The sequence below is a fragment of the Hydrotalea sp. GW822-HT8A01 genome (genome assembly GCF_058798575.1).
On the sequence record NZ_CM179506.1, the window covers coordinates 2884027 to 2903589 of the forward strand.

Annotated in this window: 14 protein-coding genes; 8 read left to right on the forward strand and 6 right to left on the reverse strand. The window is 36.4% G+C overall.

What is annotated here, in order from left to right:
- The first annotated feature begins 17 nt into the window (after nucleotides 1–17).
- From AC3QLY_RS12810 to AC3QLY_RS12845, 8 genes are all read left to right on the forward strand, one after another.
- Nucleotides 18–3203 carry an efflux RND transporter permease subunit gene (locus AC3QLY_RS12810; protein WP_218331361.1) on the forward strand — a complete coding sequence of 1062 codons (3186 nt, stop codon included), beginning with the start codon at nucleotides 18–20 and terminating at the stop codon, nucleotides 3201–3203.
- A gap of 128 nt (nucleotides 3204–3331) precedes the next feature.
- Nucleotides 3332–3802, forward strand: a complete 471-nt coding sequence (locus tag AC3QLY_RS12815) for a nucleoside deaminase (RefSeq protein WP_218331360.1) — start codon at nucleotides 3332–3334, stop codon at nucleotides 3800–3802.
- A gap of 21 nt (nucleotides 3803–3823) precedes the next feature.
- A complete protein-coding gene (locus AC3QLY_RS12820) occupies nucleotides 3824–4645 on the forward strand; it encodes a purine-nucleoside phosphorylase (RefSeq protein WP_074417807.1) in 822 nt (273 codons plus the stop codon).
- A gap of 69 nt (nucleotides 4646–4714) precedes the next feature.
- A complete protein-coding gene (locus AC3QLY_RS12825; RefSeq protein WP_288072723.1) occupies nucleotides 4715–6766 on the forward strand; it encodes a putative porin in 2052 nt (683 codons plus the stop codon).
- 348 nt (nucleotides 6767–7114) lie between these two features.
- A complete protein-coding gene (locus AC3QLY_RS12830) occupies nucleotides 7115–7750 on the forward strand; it encodes an HXXEE domain-containing protein (RefSeq protein WP_074417805.1) in 636 nt (211 codons plus the stop codon).
- Nucleotides 7751–7880: 130 nt separating this feature from the next.
- Nucleotides 7881–8270 carry a hypothetical protein gene (locus tag AC3QLY_RS12835; RefSeq protein WP_074417804.1) on the forward strand — a complete coding sequence of 130 codons (390 nt, stop codon included), beginning with the start codon at nucleotides 7881–7883 and terminating at the stop codon, nucleotides 8268–8270.
- A gap of 142 nt (nucleotides 8271–8412) precedes the next feature.
- Complete coding sequence (locus AC3QLY_RS12840) at nucleotides 8413–12783, forward strand: CusA/CzcA family heavy metal efflux RND transporter (protein WP_218331358.1); 4371 nt, start codon at nucleotides 8413–8415, stop codon at nucleotides 12781–12783.
- A gap of 39 nt (nucleotides 12784–12822) precedes the next feature.
- Nucleotides 12823–13962 (forward strand): efflux RND transporter periplasmic adaptor subunit, encoded by a 1140-nt coding sequence (locus tag AC3QLY_RS12845; protein ID WP_176712982.1) that lies wholly within the window; start codon nucleotides 12823–12825, stop codon nucleotides 13960–13962.
- A 46-nt stretch (nucleotides 13963–14008) separates the two neighbouring features.
- On the opposite strand, the gene AC3QLY_RS12850 is transcribed toward AC3QLY_RS12845, so the two are convergent.
- From AC3QLY_RS12850 to AC3QLY_RS12875, 6 genes are all read right to left on the reverse strand, one after another.
- Nucleotides 14009–14797 (reverse strand): hypothetical protein, encoded by a 789-nt coding sequence (locus tag AC3QLY_RS12850; RefSeq protein WP_218331357.1) that lies wholly within the window; start codon nucleotides 14795–14797, stop codon nucleotides 14009–14011.
- 70 nt (nucleotides 14798–14867) lie between these two features.
- Nucleotides 14868–16073: a hypothetical protein gene (locus AC3QLY_RS12855; protein ID WP_218331356.1), complete on the reverse strand. Its 1206-nt coding sequence runs from the start codon at nucleotides 16071–16073 to the stop codon at nucleotides 14868–14870.
- A gap of 73 nt (nucleotides 16074–16146) precedes the next feature.
- Nucleotides 16147–16995, reverse strand: a complete 849-nt coding sequence (locus tag AC3QLY_RS12860; protein ID WP_074419187.1) for a type 1 glutamine amidotransferase — start codon at nucleotides 16993–16995, stop codon at nucleotides 16147–16149.
- A gap of 63 nt (nucleotides 16996–17058) precedes the next feature.
- Nucleotides 17059–18168: a M42 family metallopeptidase gene (locus AC3QLY_RS12865; protein ID WP_492989837.1), complete on the reverse strand. Its 1110-nt coding sequence runs from the start codon at nucleotides 18166–18168 to the stop codon at nucleotides 17059–17061.
- 18 nt (nucleotides 18169–18186) lie between these two features.
- Complete coding sequence (locus tag AC3QLY_RS12870; protein ID WP_492989838.1) at nucleotides 18187–19101, reverse strand: UbiA prenyltransferase family protein; 915 nt, start codon at nucleotides 19099–19101, stop codon at nucleotides 18187–18189.
- Nucleotides 19101–19553 carry a hypothetical protein gene (locus tag AC3QLY_RS12875; protein ID WP_141676743.1) on the reverse strand — a complete coding sequence of 151 codons (453 nt, stop codon included), beginning with the start codon at nucleotides 19551–19553 and terminating at the stop codon, nucleotides 19101–19103. The genes AC3QLY_RS12870 and AC3QLY_RS12875 overlap by 1 nt, the downstream gene beginning before the upstream one ends.
- Between the last annotated feature and the right edge of the window lie 10 nt (nucleotides 19554–19563).

Genomic DNA, 19563 nt, shown 5'->3' on the forward strand with positions numbered 1-19563 from the left:
ATAATTTAGAAAATATTATGATTGCAAATACATTTATAAAACGCCCGGTTACGGCAATTGTTATATCTATTGTAATTGTGTTATTGGGCGTTTTGGCTATTTTAAATTTACCCATAAGTCAATATCCCGATATTACACCTGCAACGGTTCAAATTACCGGAACCTTTAATGGGGCAGATGCACAAACCGTTGAACAAACTGTAACTACACCTATTGAAACGCAGGTAAACGGTACACCCGGAATGGCTTATCTGCAAAGCAATAGTACCAGCGATGGGCGCACCACCATTAATGTAGTATATAATGTAGGAGCCGATGTAAATATTGGTGCACTTGATGTACAAAACAGAGTGGGTATTGCCACACCACAATTGCCCGATGATGTAAAGCGACTGGGCCTTACTACCCGTAAAAGAAATCCCAGTATTTTAATGCTGGTGGCTATGTACTCGCCCAATGGCACCCATAGCGTAACTTTTGTAGATAACTATACCAACATATTTGTACGCGATGCGTTGTTGCGTGTAAAAGGGGTGGGCGATATTTTTACCCGTGCCGATGATTTTAGCATGCGTATCTGGTTACAACCCGATAAAATGGCGCAGTTAGGGTTAACTACTACCGATGTGTTGAATGCACTGCAGGATCAAAACCTGCAAATTGCTGCCGGATCGGTAGGAGCTCCTCCGCAAAGCAACGACCAGTCGTTTGAATACAATGTGTTTACCAATAGTAGGTTGAGTACCGAAGATCAGTTTGCACATATTATTGTTCGCAGTAAACCATCTGATGGGTCATTGGTGTATTTAAAAGATGTAGCCCGTATACAATTGGGTAAATTCAGTTATGCCAGCAATTCATTTGTAGATGGTAAAAGAGCTTCTTATTTACTGGTATACCAGGCGCCGGGCAGCAATGCATTGGAGACTGCGCAGGGTGTGTATAATGCCATGAATCAGTTGCGGCAGTCTTTTCCGAAAGATGTAGATTATACCGTTCCATTTGAATCTGTTTCTGTTGTAAAAGTATCGATTGATGAAGTGGTAAAAACTTTATTAGAAGCGTTGGCACTGGTTACTCTGGTTGTATTCTTATTCCTGCAAAGCTGGCGTGCTACTTTAATTCCGGTATTGGCCATTCCGGTTTCTATTATTGGCACATTTGCATTTTTTGTACCCTTAGGGTTTACCATTAACACATTAACCATGTTTGGTTTTGTACTGGCCATTGGCATTGTGGTAGATGATGCCATTGTGGTGGTAGAAGCTGTGCAGCACTATATTGATCAAGAACATTTAACGCCCAAAGAGGCTACTGCACGTGCCATGAACGATATATCGGGTCCGGTAGTGGCCATTGCTTTAATTCTGGCAGCAGTTTTTATTCCTGTTGGTTTTATACCCGGTATTGTTGGGCGTTTGTACCAGCAATTTGCTATCACCATTGCAATTTCTGTGTTAATTTCTGCATTTGTTGCATTGTCATTAACACCTGCCCTTTGTTCACTGATGTTGCGACCTATGGACTTAAACAAAAAATCAAGAGGTATTAATCAGTTCTTTTTCCGTTTTAATGAATGGTTTAGAAGAACAACAGCTAAATATACCATTGGTGTAAGAAAGGTAATTAAATGGGCACCTTATACAATGGTATTGCTAGTTTGTATTTTTGTTGGAACTGCCATTTTGTTTAAAAACAAACCCACCGGCTTTATTCCTACTGAAGATGAAGGCCGTATTTATATTACGTTTGAGTTACCAGAAGCCAGCTCAACCACCCGAAGTTTAGATGTATTAAACCGGATGATGGGAATTTTAAAAGAAGTTCCAGGAGTAGGCCATTTTGCGGCTTTAGGCGGATTGAACGTAGTAACATTTGCCACCAAATCAAACAGCGGAACCATCTTCTGCCAATTAAAACCTTGGGATCAACGTACCGATAAATCACAACAAATTAAATCCATCATTGCAACGCTTCAAAAACGCTTTGCCATTATCAAAGAGGCAAATATTGTGGTAATTCAGCCACCTGCCATTCCTGGTTTGGGGCAAACTGCCGGTTTTACATTTGAATTAGAGCAACGAGAAAGCACCGACGATATTAAAACCTTTGAAAAAGTGGTGCAGAATTTTGTAATGGCGGCCAATAAAAGGCCGGAAATAGCCAGGGCATTTAGCTTCTTTACTGCTCGAACTCCGGGTTATAAGGTAGATGTTGATCGTGAAAAATGTAAAAAATTAGGAGTTTCTATTGCAGATGTATACAATACCTTGCAAACATTTCTGGGAAGTCGTTATGTAAATGATTTTACCATTTATGGCAGAAATTTTCACGTAGTGGCTCAGGCAGATTCCTTATATCGTGGTGATATTAAAGACCTGAATCAGTATTATGTAAAAAATCAGGCAGGTACTTTGTTGCCGATGAGTACTTTAATCACTTATCAGCTTACGGAAAGCGCACCGCTTATTTCGCACTACAATCTATTTAGAACGGCCGAAATTAATGGTACACCCAAAGAAGGGTATAGTAGTGGGCAGGCCATTGATGCATTAAAAGAAGTAGCTGCACAAGTATTGCCTGCAGGCTATGGTTATGAGTTTTCTGGTTTAAGCCGCGAAGAAATTAATGCCGGCAACAGTACAGTGTATATATTTAGCTTATCTATTTTATTTGTATTTCTGTTTTTAGCAGCTTTATATGAAAGTTGGAGTATTCCATTTTCGGTATTGCTGGCGGTCCCCATTGGTGCTTTTGGTGCCATTTTAACGTTAACATTTATTCCAAGGCTCGATAATAATGTATATGCGCAAATTGGCTTGGTAACTCTAATTGGTCTGGCTGCAAAAAATGCCATTTTAATTGTTGAGTTTGCCAAGGAAAGGGTAGATAGTGGAATGGATATAGTACCTGCAACACTGGAGGCTGTTAAATTAAGATTACGACCAATTTTAATGACTTCAATGGCTTTTATTTTAGGAGTATTGCCTTTGGCTTTTTCAACCGGTGCCGGCGCGATTGCCCGTTCTACCATTGGATTTACCGTGTTGGGTGGTATGCTGGCTGCCACTTTACTGGCTATTTTTATAGTGCCTGTTTTATTTGTGCTGATTGCTAAGATAGCTTATGGCAAACAGAAATTAGAAGCATTGCGCAGGCAACGTTTAGATGAAATAAATGATCTGCCCAAAGCTAATATATAGAGGTTAAAACAAATAATCCATCTTCTTGCAACAGCCTTACTTTCCGTTAAGGCTGTTGTTGTTTTATCCACTTTTTTTCCCTTATTAAAAAATATGTAATATCCTTGCAGCTGCTAAAACAAGTGTACATGAGTGCTTTACATTATATGAGAGAAGCCATTAAAGTAGGTTTGGAAGGAATGATGGCTAACCAGGGTGGACCATTTGGCTGTGTAATTGTGAAAAATGACGAAATTATTGCCCGGGGTTGCAATAAGGTGTTGTTGTTAAACGACCCTACCGCACATGCCGAAGTAACAGCCATTCGGGAGGCTTGTAAAGTATTGAACGATTTTCAGCTTATCGACTGCGAAATTTATACTACCTGCGAACCATGCCCCATGTGCATGGGTGCTATTTATTGGGCAAGGCCTAAAAAAGTATATTATGCCAATACAAGGGAAGACGCTGCAGCCATTGGATTTGATGATTCATTTATTTATCATGAATTAACGCTGCCGGTAGATCAGCGTAAAATAGTAATGGAATGTATAGGCAGAAACGAAGCCATTGCTATGTTTGAAGCCTGGCAACAAAAAGACAAAAAGACATTGTATTAATACTTTTCAAATTTTATAATAATGAGCAATTTAATGAGCGAGTTACAGGAAGCAGTTGCATATATTATGTCACAAGCAAACATTACAGCTAAAGTGGGTATAGTTTTAGGCAGTGGTCTTGGTAATTTAGCCAATTTGGTAGAAGCTGAAAAAGAAATTCCTTATACACAAATTCCGCATTTTCCTGTTAGTACCGTAAAGGGACATGGCGGTAAATTAATTATTGGAAAACTAAAAGGAAAGACTGTTATTGTTATGGCAGGTCGTTTTCATTTTTATGAAGGCTATGTTCCACAACAAGTGGTTTTTCCTATTCGGGTAATGAAGTTGTTGGGAGTTGAAACCCTTTTACTCTCCAATGCTGCCGGAGCTGTGAACCCCGATTATAAAGTGGGGGATTTAATGATTTTAAAAGACCATATTAGCTTTTTTACTGCCAATCCATTAATAGGTCCCAATGAAGAGGCTTTGGGTACCCGCTTTCCCGACATGAGTGAACCTTATTGTAAAGTACTTATTGAAAAGGCAATTCAAATTGCAAAAGAAAACAATATTGAATTGCATCAGGGGATTTATACGGCTGTTACCGGACCTACTTTTGAAACACATGCCGAATACCAACTTATTAAAATTGTTGGCAGTGATGTGGTGGGAATGAGTACTGTTCAGGAAACCATTGCCGCAGTGCATGCAGGTATGAAAGTATTTGCAGTAAGCGTAGTAACCGATTTAGGAATTCGTCATGAAGATAACATCATTACCCACGAAGAAGTATTGCAAGCCGCCAAAGCTGCAGAACCTAAGCTTAGTTTGTTGTTTATGGAGTTAATTCAACAATTATAATACAAGTGTGCATGGATTATAACGGTTCTTTTAAAGCTTTAGCTTTAATTTGCACATCATTTAGTTAGCATGAACAGATTGGCAGCAGTAAAAATAATTTTTTTATGGATGGTTTTCATCAGCTTTACAAACTTAGCTGCTGCGCAACAACAATACGGTCAATCCGGCCGATTTGGAGGTGGTAATACCGGTAATGTTTCTTATGATAGAAACGGGCGTCCTATTCCTGCACAACCCAAACAAGATTCATTGCAACACCGTGATAAGTATGCGGATTCTATCACTATTTTTTACAGGCATTTCGACTCTACCAGTATTCGTAAAATAGATTCTTCTTTAAATGATTTTACAAAGCGCTTCCCACAACCTTACAATTATTATACGTTAGGCAATTTTGGAACTGCATCGCATTCCCTGTTGTTTTCTCCCATGATGCAATCCGGTTGGGATGCCGGTTTTCATCAGTTTGATATTTATAATTTTACATTAGAAAATACTAAAATATATCAAACAACGCGTCCCTATACGGAAATTGCATATTTGTTAGGCAATAAATCAGAACAGTTGCTCGATTTTTTGCATACGCAAAACCGAAAAAGTAATTTCAATTTTTCTTTCGAATATCGGTTTACAAATGCACCCGGTACTTATAAAAATCAAAATGCCAGTAACAATAATTTACGGTTTACCACCCATTATCAATCGCCGAATAAACGCTACGAAAATTACTTCATTTTTCTTTCCAATAAAAATGCATCCTCTGAAAATGGGGGTTTAAAAAACCCCGGTAAAATTAATAACCTTGCACTCAACAATCCATATGAATTGGAAACCAGATTGGGTATTGCCGGTATTGCCAACCCCAACCCATTTAGCACAACTGTTAGTACGGGTAATGTATATAAGCAAAATACTTATTTGTTTAGGCAACAATACGATTTTGGCAAGAAGGATTCATTGGTAACCGATTCTGTTACTTATAAGTTGTTTTATGCTCGTTTGCGTTTACAACATACACTCATTATTAAAAGTAGTAGTTATAATTATTATGACAACAATGTAATTGATTCGCAATACCAGCAATATTTTAATTTCAGCACCATACGCGACAGTTTAAGTTATAAAGATGCCTGGAGTAATATTACCAACGAGTTTGCCGCCATTACATTTCCCGATAAAAACAATCAAAGTCAGTTTTTTAAAGCAGGTTTAGGTATCCAGCTATTAAAAGGAACATTTACCGATACACTCAATACACGAACGCAAAATTATCATAATATTTATTTGTTGGGTGAATACAGAAACAGAACCCGAAATCAAAAATGGGATGTAGAGATATCTGGTAAATTATATCTGAATGGGTATAATAGTGGCGATTATCATGCTTTCATAAGTCTGCAAAGAGAATTAAGTAAACGGTTAGGAACATTGGCATTAGGTTTTCAAAATACAAACAGAACACCTTCTTTTATTTTCGATCCTGCTACTGCATTCCCGGTGAGTGACAAACAGAATTTTTCAAAAGAAAATATTACTAAATTATCTGCTATTTATGATAATCCGAAAGCGGCGTTTACTTTAAGTGGTGAATATTATTTGATGAATAATTACACTTATTTTGATAGTTTCTTTGTGGCTACCCAGGATAAAAATTTATTCAATTTTATTCATGTAAGTGCTGAGAAGAAATTTAAACTCACAAAGCATTGGAATTGGTATACCGAAGTACATTTACAACAGGTAACCGGAAATGCTCCTATTCATGTACCTTTTTTATTAACCAGAAACCGACTGGCTTTTGAAGGTAATTTTTATACCAACTTATTTCTTTCTACAGGTATTGAAGTAAGGTACTATTCAAATTTTAAAGCCGACAATTATTCCCCTTTTATTGGCCAGTTCTTTTATCAGTCTGCTTACATAACAGCTAACCGACCGGATGTGAATTTGTTTTTCCATTTTAGAATTAAAGGCTTCAAAGGATTTATTCGGTTAGAAAACATCAATACCATCAACCCTTCCAAAGGGTTTACCTTCAATAAATACAATTTTATTACACCACTTTATCCGGAAAGGCCTTTATGGTTTCGATTTGGGGTATGGTGGAATTTTGTAAATTAGTAGTTGACTGAAACTGTAACATACTTTCACTTTTTATTTTTTGAAGGACACTAATATCAATCAATAAAAAATTGCTTGCATACTTGAATTTTTATTTGTAACTTATGTTCTGATACTAAAGTTTTAGACAGGCATTTATTTTTCTGTTTGTAAAAAATTGATTGCTTTTATAGATTTAATTTGGTCATTCACCTTCAGTGCATTTTAATTTTTTTTTAATTATCTACTGTAAGCGTTTGCAGTTAAGGGTTTGAGTGTATGAAATATTTATTTATATGTTAAATGGTATGGTTATTGGACTTATAAAATTAGCTATATCAATATTTTTTCACCCCTAAATTTTATCTTATGTTAGAATTTTTTAGAAGAAAATGGTTTGATGTGGGTGCCGTTTTATCAGTTGTAGTGTTGAAGGGTATTTTCATGGAAATTAATAAAATATCAGATGTTACACTCGCTATCTGGGTTGGTTTTGCATCATTGTTATTGCACCAGTTTGAAGAGTATCACTGGCCGGGTTATTTCCCACAAATGATTAATAAGGTATTGTACAAAAGCAAACTGCCAGATAGTTATCCATTAAACCCCAATAGCGCTTTTATAATGGATGTGGGTGTGCAGTGGACTACCTTTATTATTGCCGGTTTTTTATCAATATCTGCTGTTTGGCTGGGTATTGCAGTAATGCTGTTTTTATTTGGTAATTTTATAATGCATACTTTTTACTACAACATCAAAGCTAAAACCAAATATAACCCGGGTATGGTAACCGGTATCGTTTTTTTAATGCCTGTTTCTATTTTTTATTTTTGGGCTTTAATTTCTGAACATGCTGCCGGTGTTTGGGATTATGTAATTGGCCTTCCTTTAGGTCTTATTTTCATCTTTGTAAATTTCGTTAAGTTAATTGATTGGATGAAGAATAAAAATGTGCATTTTAAATTCAGAAAAGGAGCCACTTATTCATCAAAATCAACAAACTAATGGCAGGTTTATCCTACTTGCCGGGTAGATTAAAAATATGTATATTATTGTATAATAATGGGCCAGATTGCAATGATCCGGCTTTTTATTTAAAATAAATGCGTAAATTGCACATGTTTTAGTACCAATAATGAAAAAAATTGCTGCAATATTTTTAATACTTATTTTCCTGTTTGGGGCAACTGAAGCTTATCAGTTACTCAAATTGCCTTTATTGGTACAGCATTACATACAGCATCGTTCAGAAGATCCCGATATTTCTTTTATTTCTTTTTTAAGAATTCATTACAATAAGAAATTGGTGATTGATGCTGACTGGCAGCAAGATCAACAATTGCCTTTTAAAACACAGCAGTCTGCTAATGCGTTTATGTTTGGTTTTGTAAGTATGCCTTCACATCCTATTTCTGTTCAGTCTGCCCCGCCTCCATTTGTTCAAAAAACTTTTAGAATCGATAAAGATCCGGAATACTCCTTCACCCGCTTACAGGATATTTTTCAGCCTCCCAAATTAGCATAATACACAGCAATTTTTATCATAAAAATTGTAGTACTCTATTTTATTTCATCTACATCACTTTCATGTTGGTATACTGTTATTGTAATTAAGCGGTACCAGCTTGTTGTAGGCTATTCTAAATATTTAAATGTATGTGTTTATTATGCTACAAGCTATTATACAATTTTCTGTAAGAAATAAACTGATTATTGGATTACTGTTATTTGCATGGATTGGATATGGCGTTTATTCGGTTACCAAATTACCGATTGATGCAGTACCGGATATTACTAATAATCAGGTTTTAATCATTACTTCTGCGCCGAGTTTGGGTGCTCCGGATGTAGAACGATTAATTACGGTGCCCATTGAACAGGCAACCCGCAATGTGCCCGGTATTGCCGAGCAAAGAAGTTTTTCTCGTTTCGGTTTAAGTTTGGTAACAATTGTGTTTGATGATAATACCGATTTGTACTGGGCACGTCAGCAAATCAGTGAACGTTTGGTAAAGGTACAATCGCAAATTCCCCTCGGCATTGCGACACCCGAATTGGGTCCAGTTACAACAGGTCTTGGAGAAATATTTCAATATGTTGTTAGGCCAAAGCCGGGATATGAGGGAAAATATTCTTTGGCAGATTTGAGAGATATTCAAGACTGGATTGTGCGTCGCCAATTATTAGGTACAGATGGGGTTGCAGATGTAAGCAGTTTTGGTGGAAAGGTGAAGCAATATGAAGTTGCTGTGAATACAGATAAATTAAAGAGTTTTCAGTTAACCATTGCCGATGTGTTCAAGGCTATGAATGCCAATAATCAAAATACAGGTGGCGCTTATATTGAGAAAGGTCCTAATGTTTTATTTATTAGAACGGAAGGATTAGTGCAAACACTGGATGATATTCAACACATTGTAGTAAAACAAACAGATAACGGAATACCTGTTTTAATTAGTGATGTAGCCGATGTAAGATATGGTACAGCTATACGATATGGAGCAACTGTTTTTAATGATAAAAGTGAAGTAGCCGGTGCGGTAGTGATGATGATAAAGGGTGGAAATAGCAACCAGGTAATTGGCAATATAAAAAAGCGTATTAAAGAAATTGAAAAGTCATTGCCCGAAGGTGTGATGATAGAACCTTTCTTAGACAGAACAAAAATGGTGAATAACGCCATTAGTACCGTTGAAAAAAACTTAGAGGAAGGCGCGTTAATTGTACTGTTTGTGCTAATTGTTTTTTTGGGAAACTTACGTGCCGGCCTTATTGTAGCTTCTGTTATTCCATTGAGTATGCTATTTGCTGTTGTAATGATGAATTTTTTTGGTGTTAGTGGCAATTTAATGAGTTTGGGTGCACTCGATTTTGGTTTGTTGGTAGATGGAGCGGTAATTATAGTTGAAGCTGTGATGCATAAAATTGTGCATTCACATGCATATATCAATGCAACGAAATTGAATCAGCATCTAATGGATAAAGAAGTGGAATCATCAGCAGGTAAAATGATGAGTTCTGCTGCATTTGGGCAAATTGTAATACTGATTGTTTATTTACCCATACTTAGTTTGCAGGGAATAGAAGGAAAAATGTTTAAGCCAATGGCAGAAACGGTTTCCTTTGCTATTTTGGGTGCGTTTATTTTATCGCTTACATATGTGCCAATGATTACTTCATTGTTACTGAGTAAAAAAGTGAAGCACAAAAAAAACTTTTCTGATAAAATGATAATGCGTTTGCAGCAATGGTACAAGCCTGTTTTGATTAAAGTTTTAAAAGTTCCTAAAACCATTGTTGCCATTAGTTTTATATTTTTTATAGTGGCGGTATGGTTGCTTACTACATTGGGTGGCGAGTTTATCCCAAAATTAGAAGAAGGTGATTTTGCCGTTGATACCCGCTTGTTAACGGGCTCTTCATTAACCAACACCATTGCTACTACCGAAAAAACTGCAAGCGTATTGTTGCATCAATTTCCCGAGGTAGAAAAAGTAGTTACCAAAATTGGTTCCGGCGAAATTCCAACCGATCCTATGCCGGTAGAGGCTGCTGACATGATGGTAATTCTGAAAGATAAAAAAACATGGACCAGCGCTAAAACATTTGATGAGCTGGCTGAAAAAATGAGCAAAGCCTTAGAGGAGGTTCCGGGTGTGGCTACCGGTTTTCAATTCCCGGTGCAAATGCGTTTTAATGAATTGATGACCGGCGCCAGGCAAGATGTAGTATGTAAAATTTTTGGAGATGATTTAGACTCACTGGCTCATTTTGCAGGTGCATTGGGCAATATCATTCAATCGGTTAAAGGTGCTCGTGATTTATATGTGGAAACAGTTACCGGAGTTCCGCAAATTGTGATTCATTACAACAGGGAAGCCATTGCAAAATATGGTGCCAATATTGCTGACATAAATATGGCGGTACAGGCAGCTTATGCCGGTGCCACAGCAGGATTGGTATTTGAAGGCGATAAACGTTACGATTTAGTGATTCGGTTAGATGAGAATCAGAGAGAAAGTATCAGCAATATTGGTAACCTGCAAATCGGTGTTGCAAATGGGTTGCAGATTCCATTGAATAATTTGGCAAGTATTGAAGTAAAAGATGGTCCTTATCAAATACAACGTGAAGATGCCCACCGTAGAATTACTGTTGGTTTTAATGTACGGGGCAGAGATGTAGAGAGTATTGTAAATGAATTACATGCAAAAGTGGAAAAACAATTAAAATTTCCACCGGGCTTTTATATTACTTATGGTGGACAATATGAAAATCTGCAAAGAGCCACTAAACGGTTAAGTATTGCTGTACCCATTGCGTTGATTTTAATTTTATTAATGCTCTACTTTGCTTTTCAGAATTTAAAATATGCCTTACTTATTTTTTCTGCCATTCCACTTTCTGCTATTGGTGGTGTATTTGCACTATGGTTAAGGGATATGCCATTTAGTATTTCTGCAGGTGTAGGATTTATTGCATTGTTTGGTGTTGCGGTATTAAATGGAATTGTTTTAATAGGAGAAATGAATCATTTGAAAGTAGAAGGCCGAAAATCAATCATTCAAATTATTATTCAGGCAACACAAATCAGGTTACGACCGGTATTAATGACTGCCTCCGTTGCGTCACTAGGGTTTTTGCCAATGGCTTTAAGCAATGGTGCAGGTGCTGAGGTACAACGACCTTTGGCCACTGTAGTAATAGGTGGATTATTAACGGCAACCTTATTAACATTGTTAGTATTACCATCATTGTATTTGTTGTTTGAAACAAAAAAGAAACCAATGAAACACATACAAAAAAACAAATTGCCTGGTGCGTTATTGTTGTTACTCTTATTTAGTGCGCCATTTTTACATGCGCAAACAACTGTAAAAAAAGCTTCTTTGCAGGAAATAACAGACCTGGCTTTGCAAAATGCACCTGCATTAAAAGTTTCATTATTGCAGGAAAAGTATAATAAAATAATGGAGGCAACTTCAGCTGAATTGCCGAAAACACAACTGAATGCAGAACTGGGTAATTATAACAGCATGTTTTTTGATTCGAGAATTATGGTAACTCAAAACTTTGCTTTACCTGGATATTATGCCTCTGTTAAAAAATTGCTTATGACCAATACTGCTATTGCTCAGACACAAACAACCTTGCAAAAAGCAGAAATTAAAAAATTGGTAGAACAACTCTATGTTACGTTACAGTATCAAACAGCTCAACTGCAATTGCTGAAAAGGTTAGATAGTATTTATAGTTTTTATAAAAATGTGGCAATACTTCGTTATAATAAGGGTGAAAGCAATTTGTTGGAAAAAACGACCTTGGAAAACACAGCCGGTCATGTAAGCATGAGTTTGGAACAAATAAAAGCTGATATTCTTTCAACACAATTTCAATTGCAAATATTTACACAACAAAATGTATTGTTTGAGCCTGCTGATAGTTTAGCTGCTACACCAATTTTGTTGGATAGTGCTAAATTAGCGCAACACCCGTATGTGCATTTATACCAACAGCAGCAGCTTCAGGCATTGATGCAAACTAAATTACAGAAAGCCAAATTGAAACCCGATTTTGTGATTGGTTATAACAATCAGTCTATTGTTGGCTGGCAACTTTCTAAAGACAGGGTGGAGGATTATTATAATGCATCCTCACGTTTCTCCTCTTTTTCTTTGGGTATGGGCATTCCGCTGTTTGCAAAAGCACAACATGCCCGTATTCAGGCAGCCTCAATTAATGAACAAACTGCAAAAGCAGCAATTGTTTCCATTGAAAATCAGTTGTCCGGTTCTTATAATAAATATGCACAGTTGTACAAAAAATATTTTTCATCTGTACAATATTATCAAACAAAAGGTTTGGCGCAGGCTAATGTTTTAATGCAAACTGCTTCATTGCAATATCAATCGGGTGCCATCAATTATATTGAGTGGAGTACACTTGTTGCACAGGCCATTGCTTTGCAAAATGATTATTTAAGTGTACTGTATAATCAGCAAATGGCTGTTTCAGAAATCCATTATCTGCTGCAGTAAATGGAGATAAAAATAATTAATTCAAAAAAAATGACTAAAATGTATAAATTAATTTTTGTGGCTATTACAATCAGTGTGTTACTGGCTTGTAAAAATTCACCCTCAGCTACTGAAACTCAAAATGATACCGGTAAAGCCGATACCGTTGTAGTATTAAATGATACGCAATTTCGTAATGCAGGTATTCAATTAATACAACCCATTAAAAAAATAATGCACCAAACAGTTACTATTAATGGTATGGTTGATGTGCCTCCGCAAAGTATGATATCAGTGAGTATTCCTTTAGGGGGATACTTAAAAAGCACACATCTGCTGCCCGGAACCAATGTGCACAAAGGAGAAGTGATTGCATTAATGGAAGATCAGAGTTATGTACAGTTACAAGAGGATTATCTGGTAGCTAAAGCAAAACTTGGTTTTTTGGAAACTGATTTACAGCGGCAAAAGGAATTAAGTGAACAGGATGCAACCAGTAAAAAAACATATCAACAGTCTTTATCTGATTATAATGTTCAAATGGCCATGTTAAAGGGTATGGAAGAAAAACTCAGGATGATTAATATCAATCCCGCTAAACTAACCATACAAAATATATCCAGAACTGTGCAATTGTTATCGCCTATTACCGGCTATGTAACAAAAGTAAATGTGAATATTGGCCGATATGTAAATCCTTCAGATGTTTTGTTTGAATTGGTAAACCCGGATGATATACATGCCGCCATGACTGTTTTTGAAAAAGATATAGAATTGTTTCAGAAAGGTACTGCCGGAAAAGTTTCATTAATCAGCGATAGTGAGAAAAAATATGATGTAGAAGTGATTTTAGTTACTAAAAATGTAAATGATAACAGAACGGGAATGTTGCATTGCCATTTTGAAAAACCCAATCACAGCCTTTTACCCGGTATGTTTTTAACCGGTGTGTTTGATGTTACCAGTCATCAGGCTATTTTGGTTCCGGAAAATGCAGTAGTGCATTACAATGGTGCTGAATATGTGTTTGTGCAAAAAGAAAAAAATACTTTTGTTGCAACGCCAGTTGAAACAGGGCTTTCACAGAATGGATATGTAGAAATAAAGCCCAATGGTTATATAAATTGGCTATCGGTGCAATTAGCGGGTGGAAATGCATATGCCCTAATGGGGAAACTAAAAAACAAAATGGAAAATTAATGTTATAAAAGTATTCCTAACGGTTTTGTACAACAATGCATATCCGTTAGGAATTCATTTTATGTCCCCATTTTATTTTTCTCCCGATTAACACTTTAAATACTAAACCATCGGTTGCAGGAGTTAAACCCCATCCGGGGCCAATATTTACTTCCCAATCGTTATTGTTTTCTAAATCATAAACAAGGAATAGTGCATGGTTTTCTTGCGGCAGTTGTTCAAAATTATTAATAGGCCCAACGGAGCCATAATATTCAAATCCAAAATCGGTATTTTTAAAAAATTGATAAGCAACTTTTACATTGGGCTCAAAATCAGGCGCTTTATGCTGGTCAATTCCTTTTAAAGCTACACCTACAGTAGGATTGAATGAAACATATAAATTCTTCCATTGTTTATCAACGATAGGTCTAATCTCAATACTCCACGTGTCGGGTGAGTAGTATTTACTTTGGTAACCAAATTCTGTAGAGAGGCTTAACCCAACCGGTAAATGCCAACTTAATGGTGCCATAATTCTTGGGCGTATGTGTGAGCCTATGATTTGATAACCGTATTGAGATGTGTAATTAGTAAATAAATAAAATCCTAATTCAAAATTATCGGTAATTCCATTTGTAATTTCCAAAGTTTCATGCAGGGCGTGGTTAGAAGGTCGTACGCCGTCTATGATGGCTTTTTCGCCATTAAATGTAAAATTACTGTGCAATTCAAACATGGCAGACCCTTTGGGTTGTGTTTGTGAACCGTATACCTGTATTTCATAATTATCCTGTGCATAGCTAAAGAAGCTAATGAAAATGAAAGAGAGGGTAAACAAAATTTTTTGCCTCATATTTAAAAGTAACCTAAACCATTGTTAACTGCAGAATTCAATGGGTCACTCGTCACTTTTTAAACGAAATTTAAGCAGGTTTTTCAAAATATGCCATGCTGCCTCCCACCCATTCTTGGTCTTTGTTATACCTTGTTCCAATCATTTTTCCTTTACTTAATCTGGCTAAATTCATCATTGCTTTGGGGCGTTTCCAGTCTTCATCCCAAAAATAAAACAGTCTGATTTCAGCTTTTGCAGGTGTATTAGGCGTTTCAATGATAGCAGCATAATCTACTTTTTTTTGAAGAATCCAATTTTGAGGGTCAGGTATTGCTGTAATGTTTTCCTGATTTACATCTATAATAACCCCCTGGCCTGCAAATGAAAAAACAGGTTTTACTACATATTGGTTTAAATTTACAGGCAAAGGATGCACAGAATTTAAAAAATGTGTTTCAGGTATATTTGGGTGTTCTATAAATGGTAACGTGTATTTGCTGATACGATAAAACCAATTAGGATGCGGAATCCATTCTGCTTTTACAGGGTTAAAAAAAATAGCTGCTGCTTTTTTCTGAACGGCAGTGGATTGCTGTAACAATTCATCAAAAATTATTCGATTGTATATCCTGTATACAGGTGTTTTTTGGCCCCGATGCAGATAGAAAATATTTTCATTTTCAACCATTAATTCTGTTAAACAAACTGTTTCAATGCCGGTATAATCTTTTGTGCAATAAAAATCAATTCTGGTTTTTTGCCGGTGTGGAAATAATTCCAGCAATATTACATTTTCAGGAAGATGGTTGCCAATAATTATTTTTTTGAGCGTTTGTATATAACTGTTTGCATCATAACCATTTAAGAATGCAGTATATTGTTTTGGTATTTCAAAATGTTGCCTTAAAATTTCATCATATAATACCTGGAAGGAAAACAAAGATGGGAATCCCTGCATTTCAATTAATTGAGGTTCTATAGCTCCATTATCTCCGGTGCAAATGCCAAAATCAAATGCAATAAAATTTGTATAATCTGTTTCATTTGGCACCATGAGTTGTTGAGGAACAGCTTGTTCTGTAAGTTTTTTAAAATTGGTAGCAACAATAACATCTATAATACTTTCACAAGCACTCAGCATTTTTTTTGTAAAAGAAGCCGGAATAAAAATGGGTGTTTCAGCCACTCTGAAATCAATGGCACCGGGATGTTTACTGTTGAGTGATTGCAGGAAGTGCTGATATTTTTTTTCAGAAAATGCACTATTAAATGATTGGCGAATAGATGGTACCATAGTATTTTTTTTCTGTACTATAAATATATAACATATTCACCATATACCATCATTTGTTCTTCTAAAATGCTATTTATATTGAAACTGTCTGTTTCACTTCTAAAGCCATTGTTAAAAAATTAGGAATGATATGGTGGTAAGTAAACATAATTTTATCGGGGTCTTGTAATTGTGCTACCATGCTCTGCCATTTTTCTTCTCCATGTTCATCAATTACGGCCTTTTTTTTATCTGCCCGCTGTAAATACATTTGCATACCAACCGCATCTGCTTCAGGATGAAATTGTGTTCCGATAAAAAAAGGATTAAATCGAATGGCCATCATGGCTCTTTCATAAGGAACATGGGGTCTTTCTTTTTCTATGGCTAAAAATGCACCGCCCATTGCTTCAATGCGTGTTTCATTTGGTGCAATTACCTGATAGTTGCGGCTGTCAACTGCATAAAAAGGATCAGATAAATTTTGAAAGAGTGGCTCCTTTTTTCCTGCGGGTAGGAGATGCACCGGGAAAACACCAAATGCGGTAGATCTTCTTGGAGAAACGGTTCCTACCTGATAATACCTGCAGGCTAATTGAAAACTATGACAAATAAAAAGTATATGTTTTTTTAAATTGTTATTCGATTCATGTAGATTGAATGTTTCAATGGATTGCAGCCAATTAAAATAAGCGGCTTCCCATTCATTACCTTCACTGTCGAGGGGAGAACCTGGCCCGCCACTGGAAATATAAGCATCGAAGGATGTATCAGGAACTGCTAATTGTTGGCGAACATCAAATACCTGCATCTGTATTTTTGTGTTATTCAAAATACCCCATGCTGCAATGATGTCTTTAATACATCGCATACCTTCATTTGGCTGGCTATCATATAAATCCAGAATTGCAATGCGTTTTTGGGCATTTTTAGAATCATTCATCCGGCAAAAATAAAGAATTGCAGGAATGTTGTTTTTTACCCGATGAATGAAGGTGTTTTTGTATTATGAAAAATAGCTTAAATTGGTTTTGGGGGTCAATGCAATTAATGTTTCATAAATTAATTGAATGGTTTGTTCAATGTCTTTTTTATGAATCATTTCTACGGTAGTGTGCATATAGCGCAGTGGTATGGAAATGAGCACGCTGGGGCAGCCATCATTGGCGTAAGCAAAACTATCTGTATCGGTTCCGGTGCTTCTGCTTACTGCACGCATTTGCAGTGGTATATCTTTTTTCTTTGCTACTTCTTCAACAAAATGAAGTAGTTTGTTGTGAACTGCAGGTCCATAAGTAGGTGAGGGGCCTTTACCGCAGGCAACATCGCCTTCAATATTTTTGTTAATCATTGGCGTTTGGGTATCGTGGGTTACATCAGTAATAATGGCAACATCCGGTTTAATTCTTCTGGCAATCATTTCCGCACCACGTAAACCAATTTCTTCCTGAACTGCATTCACAATATACAATGCAAATGGCAATTTTACTTTATTCTCCTTTATCAAGCGTGTCACTTCAGCAATCATAAATCCGCCAATACGGTTATCAAAAGCTCTGCCAATAAAATAGTCGTTGGCCAATTCATCAAAGCCATCGGCATAAGTTACCACTGCGCCAATATGAATGCCCAATGCTTCTACTTCTTTTTTGCTTCTTGCACCGCAGTCTAAAAACAGATTTTCAACCTTGGGCTGATTTTCTTTCTGATCGCCGTTACTCATGCGGGTATGAATAGCCGGCCATCCAAATACCGCTTTTACTGACCCTTTTTTGCCATGAATAAAAACACGCATGGAAGGTGCGATCTGATGGTCAACACCGCCATTTCTTTTCAAATAAATCAAACCCTGGTCTGTAATGTAATTAACATACCAACTGATTTCATCGGCATGCGCTTCAATCACAACTTTAAATGTCTCATTTGGATTGATAATACCTACTGCAGTTCCGTAGGCATCGGTAAATGTTGTATCTGTGTAATTTTTTATATAGTTTAGCCACAGTTTTTGTCCGCTACTTTCAAAACCAACCGGCGATGGAGTATTAATATAGCTTTTTAAAAATGCCATAGAGGCTTCCGGTAACATTGCTTTTGATTTCTTTTCTTTTGACATATTATTCAATTTTAATGTTTAAAATAAAGTACTGAAAATACCACAACAGGCTTTTACCAGCATTAATCCATCAATAATAATAAGATAATACATAATGCTTTGCCGTTTGTGCATTGAGTATGCCACAGTGAGAATGAGTATAAATGGAATGGCATTCCAAATAATTCGTGCTGCACTGAAATGGTGTGTAATGGTATACACTAAAAAAGTGCCAAACCCTATTACACAAAGTGGAATAAGAATATAAAAAATTGTTTTACGCAAACCTACTCGCACTACAAATGTTTTAAGTTGTTGGTTGTAATCGGTGGCATAATCTTTTATATCAAACATAATACACAATACAGCAATAAACATGAAGTTTTTGATGAAAAACATTATATCAAAACTATTTAATTGAAATGCAATATACCCTGTCATTGCCCGGTAAAGTATAGGATAAATGGTAATGGTACCCGCCCATACAAATCCAATTACAAAAGGTTTTAACCAGCCTGTATTTCTTAAATTAAAATACTTAAAGTTCGCAAAGCCTATACCGTAATACAAGCCTGCTACAATGGGAACGGAAAGCCATAGTAACCACTCTGTAGCAGTCATATTGAAAACATGGTGCCAGCTGCTTTTTAACAGCAAACAAAAACAAAGCAGGCTAATGATGGATAAGCTGATTTGGGAAATCCATACCCAACGGTGATGTTTTACATACCAGTGAGCTCTTTTGTTAGCTGAATCTTCTAAATTTTCGGTAAGATATGCTTTGGTATAATAAACAACGGTTGCAGCAAAAACTAAAACATAATAGGGCCATGGGTTGAGGGGCACATTCAACTGAAAGGCGGTTTCAACAGATAATGCTACAACACAAATACCATAAAAGTAATTGCCAAAAAAAATTGCGGGTATGATACCCCTGTAAGCTTTTAATTGCATCAGGGTAAAAGTACAATATTCGGCGAAACAAGCGTATCACTGGTATGCCCGGCTAAATCTTTCAAAACAAACCTGAAATAGCAGGTATCCGGCACATTCCCACATCCGGTAATGTAATAATAACCGGTACCTGTAACATTGTTAATGAAATTAATATCAAAGTTGCCTTTCAGGTTTTTGGTAGAGGGGAAGTTGGGTACCTGAAAATTAATGGTAAAATTTGCAATAGGACTGGTAGGGCATACTTTTGAAACTTTTTGAATCCACATACTATCCTGTACGTCTCCTTCTTTATCGGTAAATTCAATATTAAAGGATAGGGTTTGCCCTTTGGCAACAACAGTTCTGCTCACACTTTTTAAGCTTAATTGCGGTTGGGTGGTGTATTTATTTTTCGAACAACCTGCTATTAGTCCTGTTAAACAAAAAATCATTAATATTTTTGCCTTCATAAATTGCATA